This window comes from Sorangium sp. So ce176, from assembly GCF_051519835.1.
Lineage (GTDB): Bacteria > Myxococcota_A > Polyangia > Polyangiales > Polyangiaceae > Sorangium > Sorangium cellulosum_G.
This window is the reverse complement of record NZ_CP150371.1, coordinates 7,861,934-7,881,707: the sequence shown is the minus strand read 5'-3', so window position 1 is coordinate 7,881,707 and position 19,774 is coordinate 7,861,934. Positions and strand designations below refer to the sequence as shown.

The 19,774-nt window shown below is 74.1% G+C and carries 14 protein-coding genes and 1 pseudogene; 7 read left to right on the top strand and 8 right to left on the bottom strand.

All coding sequences use genetic code 11. The features are described 5' to 3' along the window. The first annotated feature begins 48 nt into the window (after positions 1-48). Positions 49-1,095: a glycosyltransferase family 4 protein gene (locus WMF42_RS29540; protein ID WP_437686207.1), complete on the top strand. Its 1,047-nt coding sequence runs from the start codon at positions 49-51 to the stop codon at positions 1,093-1,095. A gap of 4 nt (positions 1,096-1,099) precedes the next feature. Here WMF42_RS29540 and WMF42_RS29535 read toward each other — a convergent pair whose 3' ends face one another. Next, positions 1,100-1,630 (bottom strand): hypothetical protein, encoded by a 531-nt coding sequence (locus WMF42_RS29535; RefSeq protein WP_155799005.1) that lies wholly within the window; start codon positions 1,628-1,630, stop codon positions 1,100-1,102. A gap of 307 nt (positions 1,631-1,937) precedes the next feature. Continuing rightward, positions 1,938-2,822: a 1-acyl-sn-glycerol-3-phosphate acyltransferase gene (locus WMF42_RS29530; protein WP_061612481.1), complete on the bottom strand. Its 885-nt coding sequence runs from the start codon at positions 2,820-2,822 to the stop codon at positions 1,938-1,940. 90 nt (positions 2,823-2,912) lie between these two features. On the opposite strand from WMF42_RS29530, the gene WMF42_RS29525 reads away from it, so the two are divergent. Next, positions 2,913-4,382 (top strand): cytochrome P450, encoded by a 1,470-nt coding sequence (locus WMF42_RS29525; protein ID WP_437686206.1) that lies wholly within the window; start codon positions 2,913-2,915, stop codon positions 4,380-4,382. Between the two features lie 63 nt (positions 4,383-4,445). Here the strand turns inward: WMF42_RS29525 and WMF42_RS29520 are convergent, their stop codons facing one another. The 6 genes from WMF42_RS29520 to WMF42_RS29495 all read right to left on the bottom strand — a co-directional run bounded on the left by WMF42_RS29520 (position 4,446) and on the right by WMF42_RS29495 (position 11,836). After that, positions 4,446-4,817: a hypothetical protein gene (locus tag WMF42_RS29520; protein WP_437686205.1), complete on the bottom strand. Its 372-nt coding sequence runs from the start codon at positions 4,815-4,817 to the stop codon at positions 4,446-4,448. 442 nt (positions 4,818-5,259) lie between these two features. Further along, on the bottom strand, positions 5,260-6,561 hold the full coding sequence (locus WMF42_RS29515) for an SGNH/GDSL hydrolase family protein (protein WP_437686204.1): 1,302 nt from the start codon (positions 6,559-6,561) through the stop codon (positions 5,260-5,262). 271 nt (positions 6,562-6,832) lie between these two features. After that, positions 6,833-8,251 carry a hypothetical protein gene (locus WMF42_RS29510; RefSeq protein WP_437686203.1) on the bottom strand — a complete coding sequence of 473 codons (1,419 nt, stop codon included), beginning with the start codon at positions 8,249-8,251 and terminating at the stop codon, positions 6,833-6,835. Positions 8,252-8,574: 323 nt separating this feature from the next. After that, positions 8,575-9,894: an endo-1,4-beta-glucanase gene (locus tag WMF42_RS29505; protein ID WP_437686202.1), complete on the bottom strand. Its 1,320-nt coding sequence runs from the start codon at positions 9,892-9,894 to the stop codon at positions 8,575-8,577. 157 nt (positions 9,895-10,051) lie between these two features. Next, complete coding sequence (locus WMF42_RS29500) at positions 10,052-10,582, bottom strand: hypothetical protein (protein ID WP_437686201.1); 531 nt, start codon at positions 10,580-10,582, stop codon at positions 10,052-10,054. A 117-nt stretch (positions 10,583-10,699) separates the two neighbouring features. Then, positions 10,700-11,836, bottom strand: a complete 1,137-nt coding sequence (locus WMF42_RS29495) for a hypothetical protein (protein ID WP_437686200.1) — start codon at positions 11,834-11,836, stop codon at positions 10,700-10,702. 381 nt (positions 11,837-12,217) lie between these two features. Between WMF42_RS29495 and mukF the strand changes: the two genes are divergently transcribed. The 5 genes and pseudogenes from mukF to WMF42_RS29470 all read left to right on the top strand — a co-directional run bounded on the left by mukF (position 12,218) and on the right by WMF42_RS29470 (position 19,631). Continuing rightward, positions 12,218-13,543 carry a chromosome partition protein MukF gene (gene mukF, locus WMF42_RS29490; RefSeq protein ID WP_434041914.1) on the top strand — a complete coding sequence of 442 codons (1,326 nt, stop codon included), beginning with the start codon at positions 12,218-12,220 and terminating at the stop codon, positions 13,541-13,543. 65 nt (positions 13,544-13,608) lie between these two features. Continuing rightward, positions 13,609-13,728, top strand: a pseudogene (locus tag WMF42_RS29485) (chromosome partition protein MukE); the annotation flags it as partial. Between the two features lie 82 nt (positions 13,729-13,810). Further along, positions 13,811-14,242, top strand: a complete 432-nt coding sequence (locus WMF42_RS29480; RefSeq protein ID WP_437694371.1) for a chromosome partition protein MukE — start codon at positions 13,811-13,813, stop codon at positions 14,240-14,242. Next, entirely contained in the window at positions 14,239-18,663 is a 4,425-nt protein-coding gene (gene mukB / locus WMF42_RS29475) for a chromosome partition protein MukB (protein ID WP_437694369.1), read from the top strand. Before WMF42_RS29480 ends, mukB begins: the two co-directional genes overlap by 4 nt. Continuing rightward, positions 18,663-19,631 carry a Wadjet anti-phage system protein JetD domain-containing protein gene (locus tag WMF42_RS29470; RefSeq protein ID WP_437686199.1) on the top strand — a complete coding sequence of 323 codons (969 nt, stop codon included), beginning with the start codon at positions 18,663-18,665 and terminating at the stop codon, positions 19,629-19,631. The genes mukB and WMF42_RS29470 overlap by 1 nt, the downstream gene beginning before the upstream one ends. Positions 19,632-19,774: the final 143 nt, after the last annotated feature.

Sequence of the window (19,774 nt, the reverse complement as noted above, 5' to 3'; positions counted from 1 at the left end):
GCCGCGCTGCCCGCGGGGGTAGCTCAGGCCGAGCGGCTCTCCAGACCCATGCGCGTCGCCTGGATCGTCTACGGCGCCCTCGACCAGACGACGGGCGGGTACATCTACGACCGGCTCGTCGTGGAGCGGCTGCGCGCGTGGGGCGACGTCGTGGAGGTCGTGTCGCTCGATCCGGCGCCGCGATCGCGCGCGCTGGCCGGGATCGCGCTCGCGCGGCGCCTCGCCCGGATCGACCCGGCCGTGGTGGTGGGGGACGAGCTCTGCTTCCCGGAGCTCGGGCCGGCGTTCGCGGCGCTGCCGCGCCGGATCGGGCGCGCGCTGCTCGTGCACCACCTGAGCGCGTGGGAGCTGCCGCCCGGCCCGCGGCGCGCGGCGCTCGCGCTCCAGGAGTCGGCGGTGCTCCGGCTCTCCGACGCGCGCCTCGCGACGAGCGCGACGACAGCGGCGCGGCTCCGGCGCGAGCACGGGGTCGACCGGGTCGACGTGGCGCCCCCGGGCGCGGACCGGCTCCCGTTGCTGCCCCGCGCGCCGCGGGGCGGCGGGCCGCTGCGGATCACCTTCGTGGGGAGCTTCATCCCGCGCAAGGGGCTGCTGGAGCTGCTCGCGGCGTTCGAGCGGGTCGGGAGCCCGCGCGCGACGCTCGCGCTCGTCGGCGACGCGGCGCGCGACCCGGCCCACGGCGAGCAGGTGCGCCGCGCCATCGCGGCGTCGGCGTTCCTGCGGGCGCGCGTCGTGGTCCCCGGCGTGCTCGGCGACGGCGCGCTCGCGGCCGAGCTCGCGGCGACGGACGCGCTGATCCTGCCGTCGCGGCTCGAGGGCTACGGCATGGTGCTCACCGAGGCGGTCCGCGCCGGCGTGCCGGTGCTCGCCGCCCGCGCCGGCGCGATCGCGGAGGTGGTCCAGGACGGCGCGGAGGCGCTGCTCTGGGACGACGGCGAGGGCCTGGCGCGGGCGCTGTCCCGCTTCCTCGACGACGCGGCGCTGCGCTCGAGCATGAGCCGCGCGGCCGCGGTCCGGTCCGCGGCGCTGCCCACGTGGGACGGCGCCGCCGCCGCGGTGCGCGCGGCGATCGCGCGGGTGGCGCCGGGGCGCTGAGCCGTCACTCCGCCGCGGCCGCCGGGGCGCGCAGGACGCACCGCTTGGCGCGGACGAACGCGTCGAACCGCGCCTCCTGCAAGCCATCCGCGTCGACCGTCCTGTCTTTCAGGAGGCACGCCTCCACCGAGAGCTCCGCTTCGTACGGATCCTTCTCGCGCGTTGTCTTGTGGTTGAGCTGACAGACGCCGTTGAGCCCGTCGTCCCCGAGGTGGACGGACACGTTCCAGGCTTTCTGGGTCGCGTCGAGCGACGCGCGGAGGATGATCCCCCAGAAGCCCTTCTTCTCCCGGATGGGGTCGTTGAAGATCATCACTTCGAACTCGTCGTCGGCTATCCCACAGTCCGTGTACCAGATTCGCTGGTGGTCCTCGTCGAACGCGACCGCTGTCTCCCCGTTGTTCCCCGTGTCGAGGAAGAACTGCGTCGCTCCCAGGGTGAGCACGGCTCTCCCGGCGACCAGCGGCGGCTCGAAGTCGCTGCCGCACCCGAGCGGCGCGAACAACAAGGCGGCTGCGATCGGTAGTCTGAGCATGGGTGTCCTCAGTCGTGAGGATCCAGCGTGCCCGATCCACAAGTCAATCCTCAAATCGACCGATTCACACGTTGATACATGACAAAATCAATTGTCTCATGGGAATGCGTGGCCGCTGAGCGGTAGAGAAAAGGGCCCGTCACGGCGCGCGTCTGCCAACCTCCGGGACGAATGAGAATCCACCTCATCCATGGCAATCCATGACGACTCGAGGGAATGAACAATCCCTTCGTGGTGTACCCCCCGACAGGGTGGGCTTTTCCGCGACCGACGTCCGCCCCAGCGACCACCTCGGAGCCGCTTCCCGCTACCCGCCGCCCGCGATCAGCCCCGCCGCCTCGTCCCGGAGCTGCCGCGTGAGCGCCGCGTCGTCGCCCCCGCCGTCCGCGAGGACCGCCGCTTCCCGCGCCTCGCCGAGCCGCACCCGCACCTCGACGTCGTCGAAGCCCGGCAGCGCCACTTGCAGGAGCGGCGCCAGCGTGCTGATCCCCCGGCGCTCGGCCCACCGCGTGACCGCCAGCCGCTTCGCCCGCGGCGAGTGCACCCCCGAGACGACCGCCACAGCGACCCGCCCCCCCGCCGCCGCCGCCGCGCGCAGCAGCGCCCCGGCGCTCGGGTGCCACGCCCCGAGCAGCGCATCGCCCGCGCCCGCGAACGCCGGATCCGCCTCGATGCGCCCCGCGGGGAAGTGGAGCAGCGCGCCGCCGCCGCGCAGGTGCCGCAGCGCGCGGCGCACGCCGGCGGTCCGCGCCGCGAGCTCGCGCCCGCCGAGCGCCCCGTCGATCGGCACGAAGAGCAGCCGCCGGCTCACCTCGGGCAGCGCGCGCAGGAACCGCCGCTCGGCCGCGACGATCATGAGATCGCCCCGGCCGAGGGCCGCCATCAGCGCGAGCGCGTCGTGGGCGCCGGGGTGGTTCGACACGACGAGGAGCGCCCCGCGCGGCGGGGGCGCGGCGTCGGCCGTCCAGCGCGCGCCGAACCCGGAGAGCGCCTCCCGCGCCGCCACGTGGATCCCCGCCTCGCCGGTGCGCCGATCGAAGCGCGCGAGCACGCGCCCGAGCGGGATCGAGGGGAGCGCGAAGGCCGCGCGCCCGGCGCGGCGCACCCACGCCGGCGCGCCGCCGAGGCCGAGCGCCGCGACCATCTCCTCGCCGGACAAGCTCGCCAGCTCTCTCTCCAGCGGCCCCGTCATGCAGGCCGTCTCTACCCGCGTCGCGCCCGCCACGCCAGCGCCCGCGTGTGGGGTTTGCCTCGAGGCGCGCCCGCTCTGTATGAAGAGAGAATGAAACCGATCTGCCCGGCTCCAGACGACTCCACCCGCCGCAGCGCAGAGGCTGCGCGTCCGCGTCGGACCCTCGCGGACCTCCCGGGGCCCAGGGGGCTGCCGTTGATCGGCAATCTGCACGAGCTCCACCCCGACCGCTGGCACCTGGAGTTCGAGCGGTGGTGGCGCACCTTCGGGGACATGTTCGTTGTGCGGATGGGCCGCCAGCCGATCCTCGTCGTGGCCGAGGGCGAGCTCGTCCGCGACGTGCTCCAGCGCCGCCCCGCCGTGTTCCGCCGCATGCGCACCATCGAGGACGTGTCGCGCGAGGCGGGCATGGTCGGGCTGTTCTCGGCGGACGGCGAGGCGTGGCGCAAGCAGCGGCAGCTCATCAATCCGACGTTCCACGCGCGGCACGTCGAGGGCTTCTTCCCGAGCATCCGCGAGATCACGGGCAGGCTGCGCGATGTGTGGTCGCGCGCGGCCGACGAGGGCGCGGCGCGCGACGTCCTCGGCGATCTCATGCGCTACTCGGTCGACGTCACCTCGTCCGTCGCCTTCGGGCGCGACCTCGACACGCTCTGCGGCGGGCCGGACGCGCTCCAGGAGCACCTCCAGCGCGTCTTCCTCGGCCTGAACCGGCGGATGCTCGCGCCGCTGCCCTACTGGCGGTACCTGGGCCTGCCCGCCGACCGCGCCTACGACCGCGCGCTGATCGCGGTGAAGCGGCTCATCCTCGAGATCGTGGCCGCGGCGCGGCGCGAGCTCGAGGGCGGCGCGGGCCGGCCCGCGCGGCCGCAGACGCTGCTGGAGCTCATGATCGTGGCGCGCGACGGCGACAACCCGAAGGCGCACCTCTCCGACGCCGAGGTCTACGCGAACGTGCTCACGATGATGCTCGCGGGCGAGGACACGACGGCGAACACGCTCGCGTGGATCCTCTATTACCTCGGCTCGCGCCCCGACGTGCAGGCCCGCGCCCGCGAGGAGGCGGACCGCGTCCTGGGCGGCGGCCTGATTCCCACCCTCGAGCAGAGCAAGCGCCTCGAGTACACGAGCGCCGTGACCCAGGAGACGCTGCGCATGCGCTCCCCGGCGCCGCTGCTCTACCTCGAGGCGAACCACGACACAGCGGTGGGCGACGTGGCGGTGCCCGCCGGCGCCGGCGTCGTGGCGCTCACGCGCGCGATCGGCCGGAAGCCCGAGTATTTCAGCGATCCCGAGTCATTTCGCCCCGAGCGCTGGCTCGCGGGCGCGCCCGCGACGCTGCCCCACGAGCCGCGGATGGCGCTCGCCTTCGGCAGCGGGCCGCGCATCTGCCCTGGCCGCTCGATGGCGCTGCTGGAGTGCGCCGTGACCGTGGGCATGGTCCTCCGGAGCTTCACGGTGCAGCTCGCGGATCACACGGCGCCGGTGCGGGAGCGGATGGCGTTCGCGATGCAGCCGGAGGGGCTGCGCGTGCGGTTCACGAAGCGCGCGTGCGCGTGAGGGCTCGGGCGCGCGCCTGTCGCTGGGGCGACCTCGCGGGGGGGCTCGGCTCGCTCGCGCGGCTCAGCCCAGGGGCGAGCGGTTCACCAGGGGGAACGGCTCGACCTCCGCGTCGTCGGGGTTCATCGAATCCCTGCTGTACCCCATCTCCTGCTCGGCCGTCGTGATGACGAACGGGCCACCGACCTCCTCGGGGTCGACCATGTCCTCGTAGTCTTCCGTGGCGTCGCCCTTGCCTGATGTCGCCGAGGCGAGATACTGCTCGGCGATCTGCTCGGCGAACTCGTCCACGACCTCGGTAGGGCCGTCCCCCGGGTCGGGGATGAACGCATGGCGGTCGTCCGCGCGAGCGGCGCTCTTGCGCGCTGCGTCCACGAAATCCTGTCCGTGGCCCCTGTTCATGGCCCGCTGAGAGCCGTCTTGCTTGATCTGCATGGGTGATCTCCTCGCTCGGCGGCGCGCTCTCACGCGCTTTCAGCAGCGCCGCCCGTCCGGTGTTCCGAGGTGAAGAGATGCACCGCGTGTACCAGGGCTGGATCGACGCCCTGAACAGCGCTTTGGCGAGGGGAGCTGATCGGTGCTCGCGCTCCGGCGCGCCGGCGCTGTGCCCGACGTGCGTCGGATGTAGCGGCATGCCACAGCCGGCGAGGCGCGCCGGTGCCACGATGCCCCGGCGCCGATGCGCGGTACGACGCCGCGGCGCCGCGTCGTACCGCCGTTCTTCCTGTGTCGAGCGCCTGTGTCGCCGGACGGCTCACCGACGGAGCGCTGCGATGAGCTCTTTGACGGAATCGTCGATGGAAAAGGGGGAGACCTGCGGCGCGTCAGCGCGGGGCGCAGGGCAGCAGCGATGTCCCTGCGCCCCGTCGCCTTGCCTTTACCAGCCGAGCTCCCCTTTGATCGCCGTGGAGAGCTGCGTGGCCATCAGCTCGTTCGTCTTGGCGCTCGGGTGCCAGTCGCAGCCGAGCCCGTTCGCCTCGCCGTTGTGCGCGGGGAACTCGAGGAGGCTCACCCGATCGTCGCCGCTCGCCTTCCGGTCGTTCACCACCTTGCCGATGTAAGCGCGCGCCCTGGTGAGCGCCTCGGCGCCCTCCGGGTACGAGTCGCTGAGCATGGGCCCGATGGTGCAGAAGATGAACGCCTCCGGGTAGTTCTTCCGGACCGTCTCGACGAGGCCCGCATAGGCGTTCGTGAACGGCTCACGGAACTGGGCGTCGCCCGGGACGTTGATGCTGAAGTCGTTCGTGCCCAGGTTGATCACCACGACCTGCGGCACCCACGACGAGAAGTCCCACGCGGGCTGCGCCTCGTCGGCGATCGTCCGGCCGTAGATCTTCGGCATGGTGTCGGCCGCCTCGTCATCGTAATTCCGGACCACGCCTCTTCCGGACCAGGCGACGATCGTTGTGTCGGCCCCGAGCAGCCGGCCTATCCGCGCGCTGTAGGCGAGGTAGTTGTTCTCCGTGTCGCTCGTGAAGGGGCAGGTCTCGTCCGCGCCGTCGATGCCGTAACCGGCGGAGATCGAGTCGCCGATCACCTCGATCCGGCGCTCGGGCGCCGGCGGGACGGGCAGGAGCGCCTCGCCCTCCGCCGGGACGAACTCGAGGAACTGCGTCACGCCCACCAGCGGCTCGGTCCGGCGGTGGAGCAGGAGGTCGTGCTCGCCGTCGGGCAGCCCATCCACGACCGTGTAGAGGTCCTCCTGGTTGTTGACCTCGAGGACGCCCTTGGACTCGCCGTCGACCACCACCTGGAAGAAGTTGGACTGATCCGGGGTCGACTCGTCGTTGAAGCGGACGCTGATCGATGTCCCCGAGAACCGCGTGACGATCGCGCTGCCAGCCCACGAGAAGCGGGGGCCTTCGGGCTTCGACGTGTCGAAGCGCCCGATGAAGCGGATCGTGTCACCGGACGAGCTGTCCCCGCCGGTGCCGCTCGCGCTCGACGTCGTCGCGCCCGCGCCGCCCTGGCCCGCGCCGCCCTGGCCCGCGCCGCCCTGGCCCGCGCCGCCCTCGCCCGCGCTCGCGGTGCTCGACGCGCTTGTCGAGGTCGATGAGCCTCCGCCCGGGCCCGTCGCGCTGTTCGGATCGTCGTCCCCGCAGCCGGTCATCAGCGCGGACCAGGCGATGCAGAGCACGGAAGCGAGCCTCGGAAAGGTGAAATAAGCCTCTGTTTTCATGCGCGCGAGGATGCTGCAGGTCCGTGGCGCAGACAACACCAATCTTCGCCTGCGAACCGGGGAAGACGCCGCGACGCGGGCGTGGACGTCCGGGCACGCGGACAAAGCATCTCCGGGATTGTCGCTCTCCGAGGCCGAGATTCAACGCGTCTCCGACGCGACGCGCGGGCCTCGAGCGAGGCGCGCGGGCGGCGGCGTCAGGCGCCCGCTGCCCCGCGCGATCAGGCGGGGGATCGTGTCCTTCGCGGCGGCTCGATCGTGGCCGAGCGGCTCAGTTCCAGGTCCGGTTCTGGCTCCGGTGCTCGGATCCGTTGTCGTCCGCCTGGGGCTGCTCGCGGCCCTGCGAGGCGCGCACGTCGTCGCGCTCGTGGATCCGGGTCGAGTACCCCTGCGGCAGCTCGTCGCCCATGAAGCGGCCGAACCCGGGCCGGCGCTCGGGCCGGTTGTAGAGGTCGCCGCGCCCGGCGCGCTCCTGGCTTTCGCGGCCCTGGTACCCGCGGTCCTCGTCGCGATCGTGGCGGCCGCTGAAGCCGCCCCGCTCGTCGCCTCGGCCGAAGTGGCCGGGATTCTGGTGCTCGTCGCCGCCTCGATAGCCGCGACTCTGGCCCTCGCCGCGCCCGTAGCCGTGGCTCTGTCCCTCGTGGCCGCGGCCCTGATACTCGTCCTGGCGGCCGTAGCTGCGGCCCTGATGCTCGTCCTGGCGGCCGTAGCTGCGGCCCTGATGCTCGTCCTGGCGGCCGTAGCTGCGGCCCTGATGCTCGTCCTGGCGGCCGTAGCTGCGGCCCTGGTGCTCGTCCTGCCGGCCGTAGCTGCGGCCCTGGTGCTCGTCGTGGCGCCCGTAGCCGTGGCCCTGGTACTCCTCCTCGCGCCCGTAGCCGCGGTACTGGTTCTCGCGATCCTGGTAGTCCTCGCGGCCCTGGAAGCCACGGCGCTGCTCCTCGCCGCGGCCATGGCCGTAGCCGCGGCTCTGTCCCTCGTGGCCGCGGCCCTGGTACTCGTCCTCGCGCCCGTAGCCGCGGTACTGGCTCTCGCGATCCTGGTAGTCCTCGCGGCCCTGGAAGCCGCGGCGCTGTCCCTCGCTCTCGCGGCCGTAGTGGTCGCGCCCGTAGGAGCCCCGACCCGGCCCCTCGTCCGGCCCTGTGAACCCGCGGTTCACGTCGCGACCGTAGTAACCGCGGTTCTCCTCGCGCCCTCGCTGCGCCGAGCCGAACCCGCCGCGCTCGTCCTCCGCGCCTCGCCCGCCGAAGTGATTGCCGCGCCCGCCGCTCTGCTCCCACGAGGGGCTGTCCTGCCCGTAGGCGCGGCGCTCCTCCTGCTCGCGGTAGCCGCGCCCACCGCGGTGATCCTCGCCGCCCGTGCCGTAGCCCCGGTATTCCTGCCCGTGCTGGCCGCCCGGCTGCCACTGCCCCCTGCCTTCGCCCCGACCTCGCTGTCCGTACTGGGGCTGTCCGTACTGGGGCTGTCCGTACTGGGGTTCCTGGCCCCGCTCGCCTTGCCGGCTGCCGCCGCTCTGGTTCGCGTAGTTGCCCCGGCTGTAGGAGCCTCGTCCGAACGCGTCACCCTCCTCGTGGCCACGGAAGTCGCGCTGATCGTGGTTCCCCTGAAAGCGTCCCTGCTCCTCCCGGCGACGCCAGTCCTCGCGCGTCCCCTCGTCACGGAAGCCTCGGTTCTCGTAGCGATCTCTTGCCATAGCGCTCTCCTGTCTGGGTGCTGGTTCGCAACCCTCGACGGCTCACACAGGCGGCACACCTGGTGAGCGGTGGGCCCACCTGCCCAGCAACCGACGTGCCCGGAAGGGCAACGGACGGGAAGGCGCGCTGACGACCTGCGCGGCGGCATCGCAGCGCCCAGCCGAGCGACTTCATGCGCCAAGACGCCACACGCTGGGGCAAGCTGTCACGCGTGGGGCGACCTCTCCCGTTCAGGACGAGCTTGCCGCGCCGGCGTGACTGCCGAGCTCGGATGTCGATGGCGGGGTGTGCAGCGCCGCGGGCCGCGGCGCTCGCCCGGTGCTCAGTACCGCGTCTCGCAGGGGTGCTGATCGGCGAACGCCTTCACGGCGCTCTTCGCGGACGACCAGGGGAAGTTCGTGTCGGTGATGGACCACGAGAGCGCGCCCGCATACCGGAGGTCGTAAAGGTCGCTCACGAACTTGTCGTAGGTCACGTTCATCCCGTCCATGTTGCTCGGGAACTCGCCCATCACGACGGGCTTGTCCGTGAGGCCGTACTCGGAGAGCGGCTTGTTGTACGGGAACCACTCGTTGACCCACCCGTACATGTGGACCTGGTAGAAGTCGACGTCCGCGCGGGTCCACGCCTGACCCCACTTGATCGCGGCGCTGCCGACGCTCACGGGCGCGCCCGTCGCTTCCCTCAGCACGGCGGCCGACTCCTTGGCGAGCGCCTCCATCTGCTGGTGCGTGACGAGGTCGAACTTGGTGGCGTCGCCCTCGAAGGGCGGGTCGTCGCCGTAGAGGCTCGGCCCCGTCATCGCCCACTCGGGCTCGTTGATGACGTCCCAGGCCAGCATGCGGTGCCGGTGCGGGCTCGACGCCACCGTCTGCGCGATCGGCCGGACGACGTTCTCGATGAGCCGGGCGCGACGGCCCGCGTCCGCGACGATGGGCCCCATGCTCCAGACCGACAGGCCGCTCGGCGGGCTGTGCGTCGTCTTGTAGAACCCGTCGAACGAGAACAGCGTGAACATCACGTTCACCTCCGCCTGCTCCGCGAGCTCGAGCGCCGCCAGGATGTCCTGCACCGAGGTGCCCCCGAGCCCGGTCGGGTTGCCCTGCCCGTCGAAGGTGATCTGGTCGCCGTAGAAGCGCGGGTAGATCCACCAGCGGACCATATCGACGCCGTGAGCGCGCATGTCCTGCAGGTCGGCGAGCACCTGGTTCTTCTTTCCCGAGATGCCCGCCTGGCTCCACCGGGTCTGCCCGCCGAAATCCGCGCCGAAGTCGCGCCAGGCGTAGTTCACGCCGTACATGAAGCGCCGGTGGCAGTTGATCTCGACCCCGCCCTCGAACGCACAGGCGTCCTCCACGCCGGCGCAGGTGCCGTCTCCCCCGCTGGCGCCGGAGCTCGTCGCGGTGGGCCCGCCGCCCGTGCCCGCGGGCCCGCCGGTGCCCGTCGTGCCGCTGCCGCCGGTGCCCGTGGGCCCGCCGGTGCCCGTGCCCGCGGGCACGCCGCTGCTCGCCGTGCCGCTGCCCCCCGTGTCGCCGCCCGTGCCGTCCAGGCCGTCCGGATCGACGTCGTCCAGATCGCTGACACAGCCGGATCCAGCCGCGGAGAGCTGGAGCACCCCAACAAGAATAAGCCAGTTGCGCATGCCGCCATTATCGCCAGAAACGTGCGGTGAGCCAACCCGATTTGTTAATCGGTTCAGTGACTCGATGCGCAACGTTCTAGCTTTGTTACAAGATCATGATCCCAGCGGCCGCGAGCAGGTCATCGGCTCTCCTCACGGGGCACACAGGGTTCGCGCCTTACCGGGAAGGACCGCGCGGCCTCGGGTGAATGCCCATGTAGGCCGCCGCGCTCTTCGCCGCGGGGTCGTCCGGATAGCGCTCCACGAGGTCTTCCGCGAGGCTGCGGGCCTCGCCGATGCGGTCCAGGCGCACGAGCGCCCGCACGCGGAGCTGGCCGCGCTCGGCGGCGCGCGGGCTGTCTCCGACGTCGCGCGACGCCGCGTCGTCGAGCCGGAGCACCTCCTCGGGGTCGGTCGTCAACGCGGCGCGCATGCTGTCGATGGCGCGGGCTTCGGGGTCGATGTCCGGCGCCGCTTCCGGCGCGCGGGCGGCGGCGCTGGCGGTGGGCGGCGGGGCCGGTGGCGCGGGGGGCGGCTCATCGCGCCGCCGCGGGCTTTCGTCAGCGCTGGACTCCGCGCTCGCCGGCCGCGCCTTCGCGGCGGGGCGATCCTCGCGTTGCATGAAGAGGAGGGCCGCCGCGGCGAGCGCGGCGAGGGGCAGGCCGAGGAGCAGCGCGCGGCGGGGGCCGGCCGGTCGAGGGGCGTCCACGGCGGGCCACCGTAGCGCGGCGGAGCGGTCGGCGGTAGCGGCCGGCGCGACCTCGCGGCGGGCCCACCGCCAGACAGCACACGACCTCGGCGAGGCGCGCCGTGGTGTATGCGCTGCCTACGCCGTGGCTGCCTTGCGGCCGTCACCGCCGCACGCCTGGAGCTGCTTCCGCAACGCCTTGATGCGGACGTCGAGATCCCAGCTGGCGGCGTCCTCGACGGGTCGCGCGGCCGCCTGAACAAGGAGCGCGAGAGCGCGGGTGATCGCTTCGCGATCGTCGATTCCGTACGGGGCCCAGAGCTCGGCCAGCCTGACGTAGGCTCCTGCGCTCGTGGGGTGCGCCTCGATCTGCTCGCGCAGGATGCGCTCCGCCTCGATCCGCTCCCCCGCCACGTACAGCACCTCGGCACGATCGCAGACGAGGGGCAGTCTCCATGACTCCTGTTCCGCGGAGAACTGGGCGAGGATCTCCCCTTGCACCTCGGCCGCACGAAGCCCGACCGCCGCGTCTTGCCCCGCCACGTACGTGGCCACCATCGAGAAGTCGGACGCCCAGTTGAAGAGGACGCTGGCGTCGACCTCGAGGAGCTCGCCGGCGGCGCTCGTGGTCCGCAGCTCGGGCGTGAGCAGCGGCTGGAGCGCCCTCCAGAAGCGGATCCAGTGCTCCGTCGCCGCGATGTCGTCCTCGCGATCCGCGTGATCCTCGCCGAGCACCAGCAGCTCGTGCAGCGACTCCTGCGACGGGGGCTCGGGGCGCCAGCGCTTCCAGAGCTCGCACGCGGCAAGGGTGATGAAGTCGCGCGCATGCACGTCGGCGTGAGCCGGAGCGAACGGGAGCCATGTCTCTCGAGCCCACCGCACGGCAGAGCCGAACCGCGGCGTCTCCGCGATGAACGCGCCGTGGTCCACCCGGATGCCGAGCTGCTCGAGCCGAGCCGCGAGCGCGGAGGTCTCCAGCGCACACACCCTGTCGCGCGTCCAGACCGCATCGGCCAGCGGACGCGATGCCCGAGCATGCGACCGTGCCAGGCAGTCTGCCATGCACGCCGCCTCGTAGAACGGGACCTGAGCGAGCGCCGCGAGGCCCTCGATGCCCTGGATCTCAGGCTGCCACCGTATCTCAGGGGCGGACGCCGGGACCGCCGGGCGCGCGCTCACCCCGAGCGGCCTGTGGGGTGGCCTCTTCTTCCTCTTCTGCTCCTTCTCATGCTTTCTCTTCGCACGCCGCGCCGCGGCCCCATGATTCTTGCTCATCTCGTCATCGCTCCCGCCGCCATCCGAGGCCATGAAGGGTGGACGCGTCAAGCGGTTGTGAGGCTCGCGCGGCGCGGGATCTGCCGGAGACATGCATTCCGGAAGCCTTGGCGAATTTACCATCTCGCGACGGGTGGAGCGCATTTTTCATGGCGCGTCGCTCGTCCCATGGGCCGCTCCGTGACACCGCCTCACCCGCAGGTGGAGCTGGCCCTCAAGGGATGCCGAGGTCGCGCGCTACAGGCGAGCGGGGCAAAGAAGGTGCTGTGTGGCATCGCCGCGCCCGCCGGGCTGCCCTCAGGACAGGCCGTCATGCCCGTCGGCACGTTGACCCGTCTTTCCTTCTACGTTATGACCGCCACCCATCGTCAACACGGCTACGTGGAACCAGGACACGACACGAGGCCTCCCGCCGACCCCAGCCGCGTCATCGCCTCCCTCGCGCGCGATCGGGTGAGCCTCGATCTGAAGACGGTCGACCTCTGCTTCCTCGCGGGGCTCTACCTGCGCGCCGACAAGGCGGCCCTCGCGTCGTTCGAGGAGGACGCCCTCGTCGACATGTTCGAGCAGGTCTGCGATGTCGTCGATCCCGGCGCCGAGAACCCGCGCAAGCGCGCGACGCACGCGATCCAGCGGCTCCGCGAGCAGCGGATGCTCGCGCGCGTCGACGGCGCCGGCCTCGTGCGCGCGGGCGAATACGCGCTCACAAGGCTCGCTGCGGCGGTGATCGAGTACTTCCTCGCCGACGAGGCGCTCACGCGCGAGAGCCTGACGCTGCTCACCGGCACGCTCCGCGCGCAGCTCGCCGAGATCCTCGCCACCGCGAGGAAGGCCGAGGGCGACGGCGCGTGGCGCACGGACGTCGCCGGGCCGCTCCGCGTCACCGTCGCCGACCTCGTCTCGGGCATCGAGCGCAGGCAGCGCGGCCTCGACGCCCAGCAGGAAGAGGTGCAGGCCGAGATCGCGACGCTCCTGTCGGCCGACTGGTTCAGCGCCGTCGACCGCTGCCAGGGCCTGCTCGACGCGACGACCAGCACGCTCCGCGAGCTGAACGAGATCCTCCTCAGGGACACCCACCACTTCGTCGCGCTCTTGCAGGAGATCCAGACCCTCGCGACCGCCGCCTCCAGCGCCGACGCCGAGGCGACCGCGCAGCGCGTCATCGAGCACGTCGATCGGATCGCGGCGTGGGGAGCCGCGCGGCAGCGGGCGTGGTCCGAATACTACCAGTACGTGCACCGCTACCTGCGCGACGTCGTGCGGCTCGACCCCGAGCGCGCGCTCAGCCAGCGCCTGCGCGACCAGCTCGCCGCGTGGCCCTCGCGCCCCTTCCACCTCGTGACGGCGCGCGCGCCGTCCATCCGGCTCCTCCGCCCGCTCGAGGCCCGCGTCGAGCGCCCGCCCGTGGCGCGACCTCGCGCCGAGCGAGAGGCGGCCCCCGCGTGGGTCGATCCCGACCGCCTCGTCGCGGACCTCGAGGCGCTCGTCGAGCGCGCCCTGGAGGAGGGCGCGGCGACGCTCGCGGCGGTGTCGGCGCGCGTCCTCCCCGGCCTGCCCGAGCCCGTGCGCTACGCGGCGGCGGGGCGCATCGCCGACGCCGTCGCCCGCCGCGCGAGGGTGCTGAGCGAGCGCGAGCGGCCCTGGGCGCACGTCCTCGAGCGGATCGAGATCGAGGACTGGGACGTCGAGGGGAGGGGCGCGCCGTGAGGAGCTCGACCTTCCTCACCCTCGAGGCCGCGATCGCGGACGAGCACTTCCCCGAGGTCGACCTGATGCTGCGCCGCGGGCGGCACATCGGACGCGACGACGGCACCGCCTACGACTACCTCGCCGACGCGCAGGCGCTCCTCGAGGGGTTCTACGGGCGGTTCGGCTGCGAGCTCGTCCAGCAGAGCGACGGGTACTTCTACCTCCTCCCCTCGGGCGATCGGCTCGGGCGATCGGCTCGGGCGGAGGCAGCTCTCGGCGGGGGAGATGCTCGTCGGCCAGACGCTCGCGCTCCTCTACCTCGACCCGACGACGCTCCAGCACGGCGGGCTCGTCGCGCGCGAGGCGCTCCTCGGGCGCCTCGCGGGCCTGGTCGGCGCGGAGGTCCTCGTCCGCACGCTGAGCCCCCGCAAGCGCAAGTACGACGAGCGCGTCGCCGCGGAGACGGTGCGCGCGCAGGTCGGGGAGGCGCTGCGCCGGCTCTCGGAGCTCGGCTTCGTGGACGTCCTCGACGAGGCCCGCCTCCGGCTGCGCCCGGCCCTGATGCGCTTCGCCGAGCCCGTGCGCGGCCTCGCCGACAGGGGCGCCGCGCTGGAGCGGCTCGTCGCGCGCGGCGAGGTGCTCCTCGGCGACGCGGGCGGCGGCGACGAGGCGGGCGCCGACGAAGACGCCGCCCCGGACGAGGAGCCCGCCCGATGACGACCCGCACCCGCGCGGCGGCGCTCGCCCTCGTCAACTGGAAGGGCGTCTTCTACGAGCGGTACCTCCTCGACCGCCACGTCACGGCGCTCGAGGGCGCGAACGGCGCCGGCAAGACGACGGTGATGATCGCCGCGTACGTGGTCCTCCTGCCGGACATGTCGCGCCTGCGCTTCACGAACCTCGGCGAGACGGGCGCCACCGGCGGCGACAAGGGCATCTGGGGGCGGCTCGGGGAGCCCGGTCGCCCCTCCTACGCCGCGCTCGACGTCGTCCTTCCGTCGAGGCGCCGGCTCGTCGCCGGCGTCCACCTGGAGCGCAAGGGCGAGCCCTCCGTCGAGCCGACGCCCTTCATCGTGTCGGGGCTCGGCGAGGACGTCCGCCTCCAGGACCTCCTGCTCGTGAGCCAGGGCGACAGCGAGGCGGTGCCCGAGCTGCCCGAGCTCCGCGAGAGCGCGGCGCGCCTGGGCGGGCGGCTGCAGGCGTTCCCGTCGGCCCGCGACTACTTCGCCGCGCTCTTCGACAACGGCGTGACGCCGCTGCGCCTCGGCACCGACGAGGAGCGCAACAAGCTGAACGAGATGCTCCGGACGAGCATGACGGGCGGCATCTCGCGGGCGCTGACCTCCGAGCTGCGCGCCTTCCTGCTCAAGGAAGAGGGCGGCCTCGCCGACACGCTCCAGCGCATGCGCGCCAACCTCGACGCCTGCCGGCGCACCCGGACCGAGGTGCAGGAGTCGAGGCGGCTCGAGCAGGAGATCGGCCGCGTGTTCGACGCGGGCCAGACGATGTTCGCGGCGGCGTTCCTCGCGACCCGCGAGCGCGCGGACGAGCTGTCGCGCCGCGTGGTCGACGCCGAGGCGGCGCGCGCCGCGGCCGCCGCTGCGCGGGCCGCCGCGCGGGACGCGCTCGAGGAGACCGTCGCCGCGCTCGACGCGCTGGAGCGCCGGCGCGGGGAGCTCGGCCCGGTGCTCGAGTCCGCGCGCGCGTGGCACGCGCGGGTGCGGCAGGCGCTCGCGGCGGCGGGCGCGCTCGAGCGGTGCGCCGCCGCCCTCGGCGGCGCCGAGGAGGCGGCCACGACAGCGGCGCGGGCGCGCGCCGAGGCCGACGAGGAGCGGGATCGACGGCGCGAGGAGCTCCGTCGCGCGCGGGAGAGCTACAGCCGCGCGGCGGGCGGGCTCGCGGACGCGCAGCGGGGCATCGAGGAGCTGCACCGCCGCGCCGGCGCCCACCACCAGGCCGTCCGGCGCCTGCGCGAGGCCGAGGCGTGCCTCGGCGCGGCGCCGCTCGCCCCGGCGGGCTTCGGCGGCCGCCTCGCGGCGGCCCGCGCCGAGCTCGACGCCGCGGACCAGGAGCGCCGCGACGCGACGACCCGCCTCGCGGACGCGGACGACCACCGGAGGCGGCACGCGGAGGTGATGGCGGCGCTGCGCGCGCTCGCCGACGGCGAGGTCGAGGCGTCGCGGGCGCACGGCGCGGCCGTCGAGGCCCTCCGGCACCACCGGGAGCTCGCCGCGCTCGCCGGGCGCCTCCCCGCCATCGAAGGAGAGCTCGGGGAGGCCCGCCGCCTCGAGGCGAGGCAGGCGCGCGCCCGCGGTCAGGCGAAGCACCTCGGCGTGTCGCTCACGGGCGAGCCGGCCGCGGCGCTCGTCGGGCGGCTCCTTGGCGACGTCGAGGCGGAGCGCGCGGACCACGAAGAGCAGGAGCGGGCGGCGCGATCGGCGGCCGCCGCGACGGAGGCCCTCCTGAAGGATCTCGAGGCCCGCCGCCGCGAGCTCACCGCGCGCGAGCCCGCGTGGCGCGAGCACGACGCGCAGGCCGCTCGGCTGGGAGCGCACCTCGGCGTCGCGGTGGTCGACCGCGCGGCCCTCGACGCCGCGCGCGCCGCGCTCGCGGAGCAGCTCGCGGCGGCGCGGAGGTCCGAGGAGCTGACCCGGGAGGCGCAAGAGCGGCTGCTCCGGGAGGCGCGGGAGCTCCTTGCGGCCGGCGGGCCGTTCGCGCCCGAGCTGCTCGAGCTGAAGGACAGGCTCGGCGCGGAGCTTGTCGCGCTCGGCTTCGAGGACGTCGCGCTCGCCGAGGCCGCGGAGCTCGAGGCGCGCCTCGGAGGCCTCGCACAGGCGCTGGTCGTGGACGATCCGGAGGGCGCCGCCCGCGCGATCGCGGGGCGCCCGGATGCGCTCGCCGACGTGCTGCTCGTCGCGCGCGACGCGGACCTCGAGGGGCTCGCCTCCGCGAGGAGCGCGGTGGAGGTCGGCGCGCGGGACGTCGCGGTCGACGAGGGGATCGCGCTGCGGGTGTCGCGCGTCCCGTCGCGCCCGCGCCTCGGCCGGCGCGCGCGGGAGGAGCGCGCCGCGGACCTGCGCCGCCAGGCCGAGGCGAGGGCGCGCGAGCTCGACGAGGCGAGGGCGCGCCGGCGGGAGCTCGAGCGCCTCGTCGCGGACGGCGAGGCCCTCCTCGCCGGGCACGCCGTGTGGCTCGCGGGAGACCCGGCGCCGGCGCTCGCGGCCGCGCGGCGCGCGATCGTGGAGGCCGAAGCGCAGCTCGAGCGCCACCGCGGCGCGACCGCGCGCCACGCCGAGGCGGCGCGGGCGCTCCGGCCGCGCCTCGACGGGCTGCGCGCGCTCCTCGGCGAGGCGATGCTGCTCGATCCGCCCGACCAGGGCGAGCGCGCCCGCGCGCTCGAGGCGGAGCGGGCGGCGGCGCTGTCGGCGAAGGCGCGCGTGGCCGCGCAGGGGCGGCACGCGGAGCTCGTCGACCGGCAGCTCGCGACGCTGCGCCAGGCGCCGCTGTCCGACGAGGAGGTCGCGCGCCTCGGCGAGCGCGCCCGCGAGCTCAAGGCGCAGAGGGAGCGCCTCGACGCCGGGATCGACGCGCTCGCCTACGTGCGCGCGAACGTCGAGGCGCTCGGCTGGGACGAGGCGCCGCGGAGGCTCGCCGACGGCCAGGCGCTCGTCCCGGCGCTCGAGGCGCAGCTGCGCGAGGCCGAGGAGCAGCTCCGCGGGGCCGAGGCGGCAGCGCGCGGCGCGGACGAGCGATACGACGAGGCCACGGCGCGCTTCCAGGACGCCGACGGAGGGCGGCGCGTCGCCGCGCAGGAGCACGCGGCGGCCGCCGAGCGCTTCGAGGAGCTCGGCGTGCCGGCGCCGAGCGAGGAGGCCGCCGCGGCGGCGGCCGGGGAGGCCTCGCGCCTCGAGGCGGAGCTCCGCGCGCACGACCTGCGGCGCGACGCGCTGCTGACGGCGCGCGGCGGCCAGGAGGGCGCCCTGCGCGAGGCGGAGGCGCGCGTGAAGGAAGCGGACGAGAAGCTCGCCAGCGAGCGCCGCGAGGCCGAGCCGGCGGTGAAGCGGTGGGACGACCTCCGGGAGCGCGCGGCGCGCCACGGGCTGCTCGGCGGCCTGCTCGCCGGAGGGCCGGGCGAGCTGGGGGACGTGCGCGGCCACGTGAACCTCGTGCAGGAGGCGAGGACGCGGCGCGAGCTCCTCCTCGAGCGGCTGCGCGCCGCGCAGGGGGGCGCCGCGCTGCTCGCGGAGCTCCAGGTGCTGCGCGACACCTCGGACGCCGCGTTCGCGGACGCCTACCTCGATCTCTGGCTCACCGTGCGGGACTGGCTGCGCCGGCGGCTGCCGGCCCAGGTGGCCGAGGTCGACGATCCGCGCGACGCCCTGCTCCGGCTGCGCGACCAGCTCTCCAGCCTCGAGGAGCGCCTCGCCCGCCAGGAGAGCGACCTGCGCGGCGCGAGCGAGGACGTGGCCCGCGGCATCGACGTCCAGATCCGCAAGGCGCGCGGGCAGGTCACGCGCCTCAACAAGAACCTCGAGGGCGTGAGCTTCGGCAGCATCCAGGGGATCCGTGTTCGCCTGAACCCGGTGGAGAGGATGGAGCAGGTCCTGCGCGCGCTGCGCGAGGGCGCGGCGCAGGGGCTCCTGTTCCAGGCGGACATGCCGATCGAGGACGCCCTCGACGAGATCTTCCGCCGCTACGGCGGCGGGCGGACGGGCGGCCAGCGCCTGCTCGACTACCGCGAGTACGTCCACCTCCAGGTCGAGATCCGCCGCAAGGCCGGGGCCGACTGGGAGGTCGCGAACCCGACGCGGCTGTCGACGGGCGAGGCCATCGGCGTCGGGGCGGCGCTGATGATGGTCGTCCTGACCGAGTGGGAGCGCGACGCGACCTTGCTGAGGGGGAAGAAGTCCCACGGGTCGCTCCGCTTCCTGTTCCTCGACGAGGCGAACCGGCTCTCGCACGACAACCTGGGCGTGCTCTTCGACCTCTGCCAGACGCTCGACCTGCAGCTCCTGATCGCCGCGCCCGAGGTCGCTCGCGCGGAGGGCAACACAACGTACCGGCTCGTTCGCCGCACCACGCCGGACGGGCGTGAGGAGGTGCTGGTGAGCGGCCGGCGCACGAGGGCCGAGGCGTGATGTGGCAGGCGGCGGGCGAGCGGCTCGCGGCCCTCGAGCTGCTCGTGCGCGGCGCGCTCCGGCGCCGCCGCGCGCAGGCAGCGGCGTGGGACGCCCTCGCCGAGCTGCCCTGGACGAGGCGGACCGGGCGGCGGGACGAGCTCGGCCTCGTCGAGGGCCGGCGCGGCGAGCTCGCGGCGCTCCTCGATCGGATCTGGCCGGGGTGGGGCGCCGGGCTCGCGGAGCTGACCGCGCGCGGCCTCCCGCCCACGCCCGACGGCTGGGCCGCGCTCGAGGACGCGCGGCGCGCCGAGGGGCTCCCGGCGCTCCCTGACCAGCTCAACCGGCGGACGGCCGCGGCGCTGGCCGCCCCTCACACGAAGGCGGCGCTCACAGGGCGGCGGCTCGCCGCCCTCGGCGACGTCGAGGCCACGCACGACGGCTCGGTGAGGCTCCGACCGCCGAAGGGCCTCCTGGCCCGAACGCCGCGCGGCGCTGTCGACCTCGGGGCCGTCGCGGCGGTGCTGGGCGAGGTGTCGCTGCCCGAGCGCGCCTTGAAGGGGGGGCTCGCGCTCGAGGGGACGGTGCGCGCGGCGCTCCTCGTCGAGAACCTCGGGGCGTTCTGCGATCTCGCGGCGATCGACGGCTGGCTCTTCGCGCACGTCGCGGGGTGGGACACGGCGACCGTCACGCGGCTGCTCGAGCGCCTCACGCACGCCGCCGTTGTGCATTTCGGCGATCTCGACCCCAACGGCGTCCGCATCTTCCGGCACCTCCGCGGCGTGCGCCCCGATCTCCGCTGGTTCGTGCCGCCGTTCTGGGAAGAGCTCGTCGAGGCGAAGGGCCGCCGCTGCGCGTGGCCGGCCGACCTCGACCTGCGCGACACCCCGGACCTCGTGCGGCGGCTCGCGGCGCGCGACCTGTGGCTCGAGCAGGAGCCGATCGCCGTCGACCCGCGGACGGCGGCCGCGCTGGAGGCGATGGTGTGATGGGAGGCGGACGTAGGCACCTCGACCTCGGAGCGCTGGCGATCAGCCGCTCGCTGAAGACGTACCGACCGTGCAACGCACGAAGGTCGTGGCCGGCGCAGCGGCCCCGACGATCACGATGATGCGGCTGCTGGCTCGTTCCT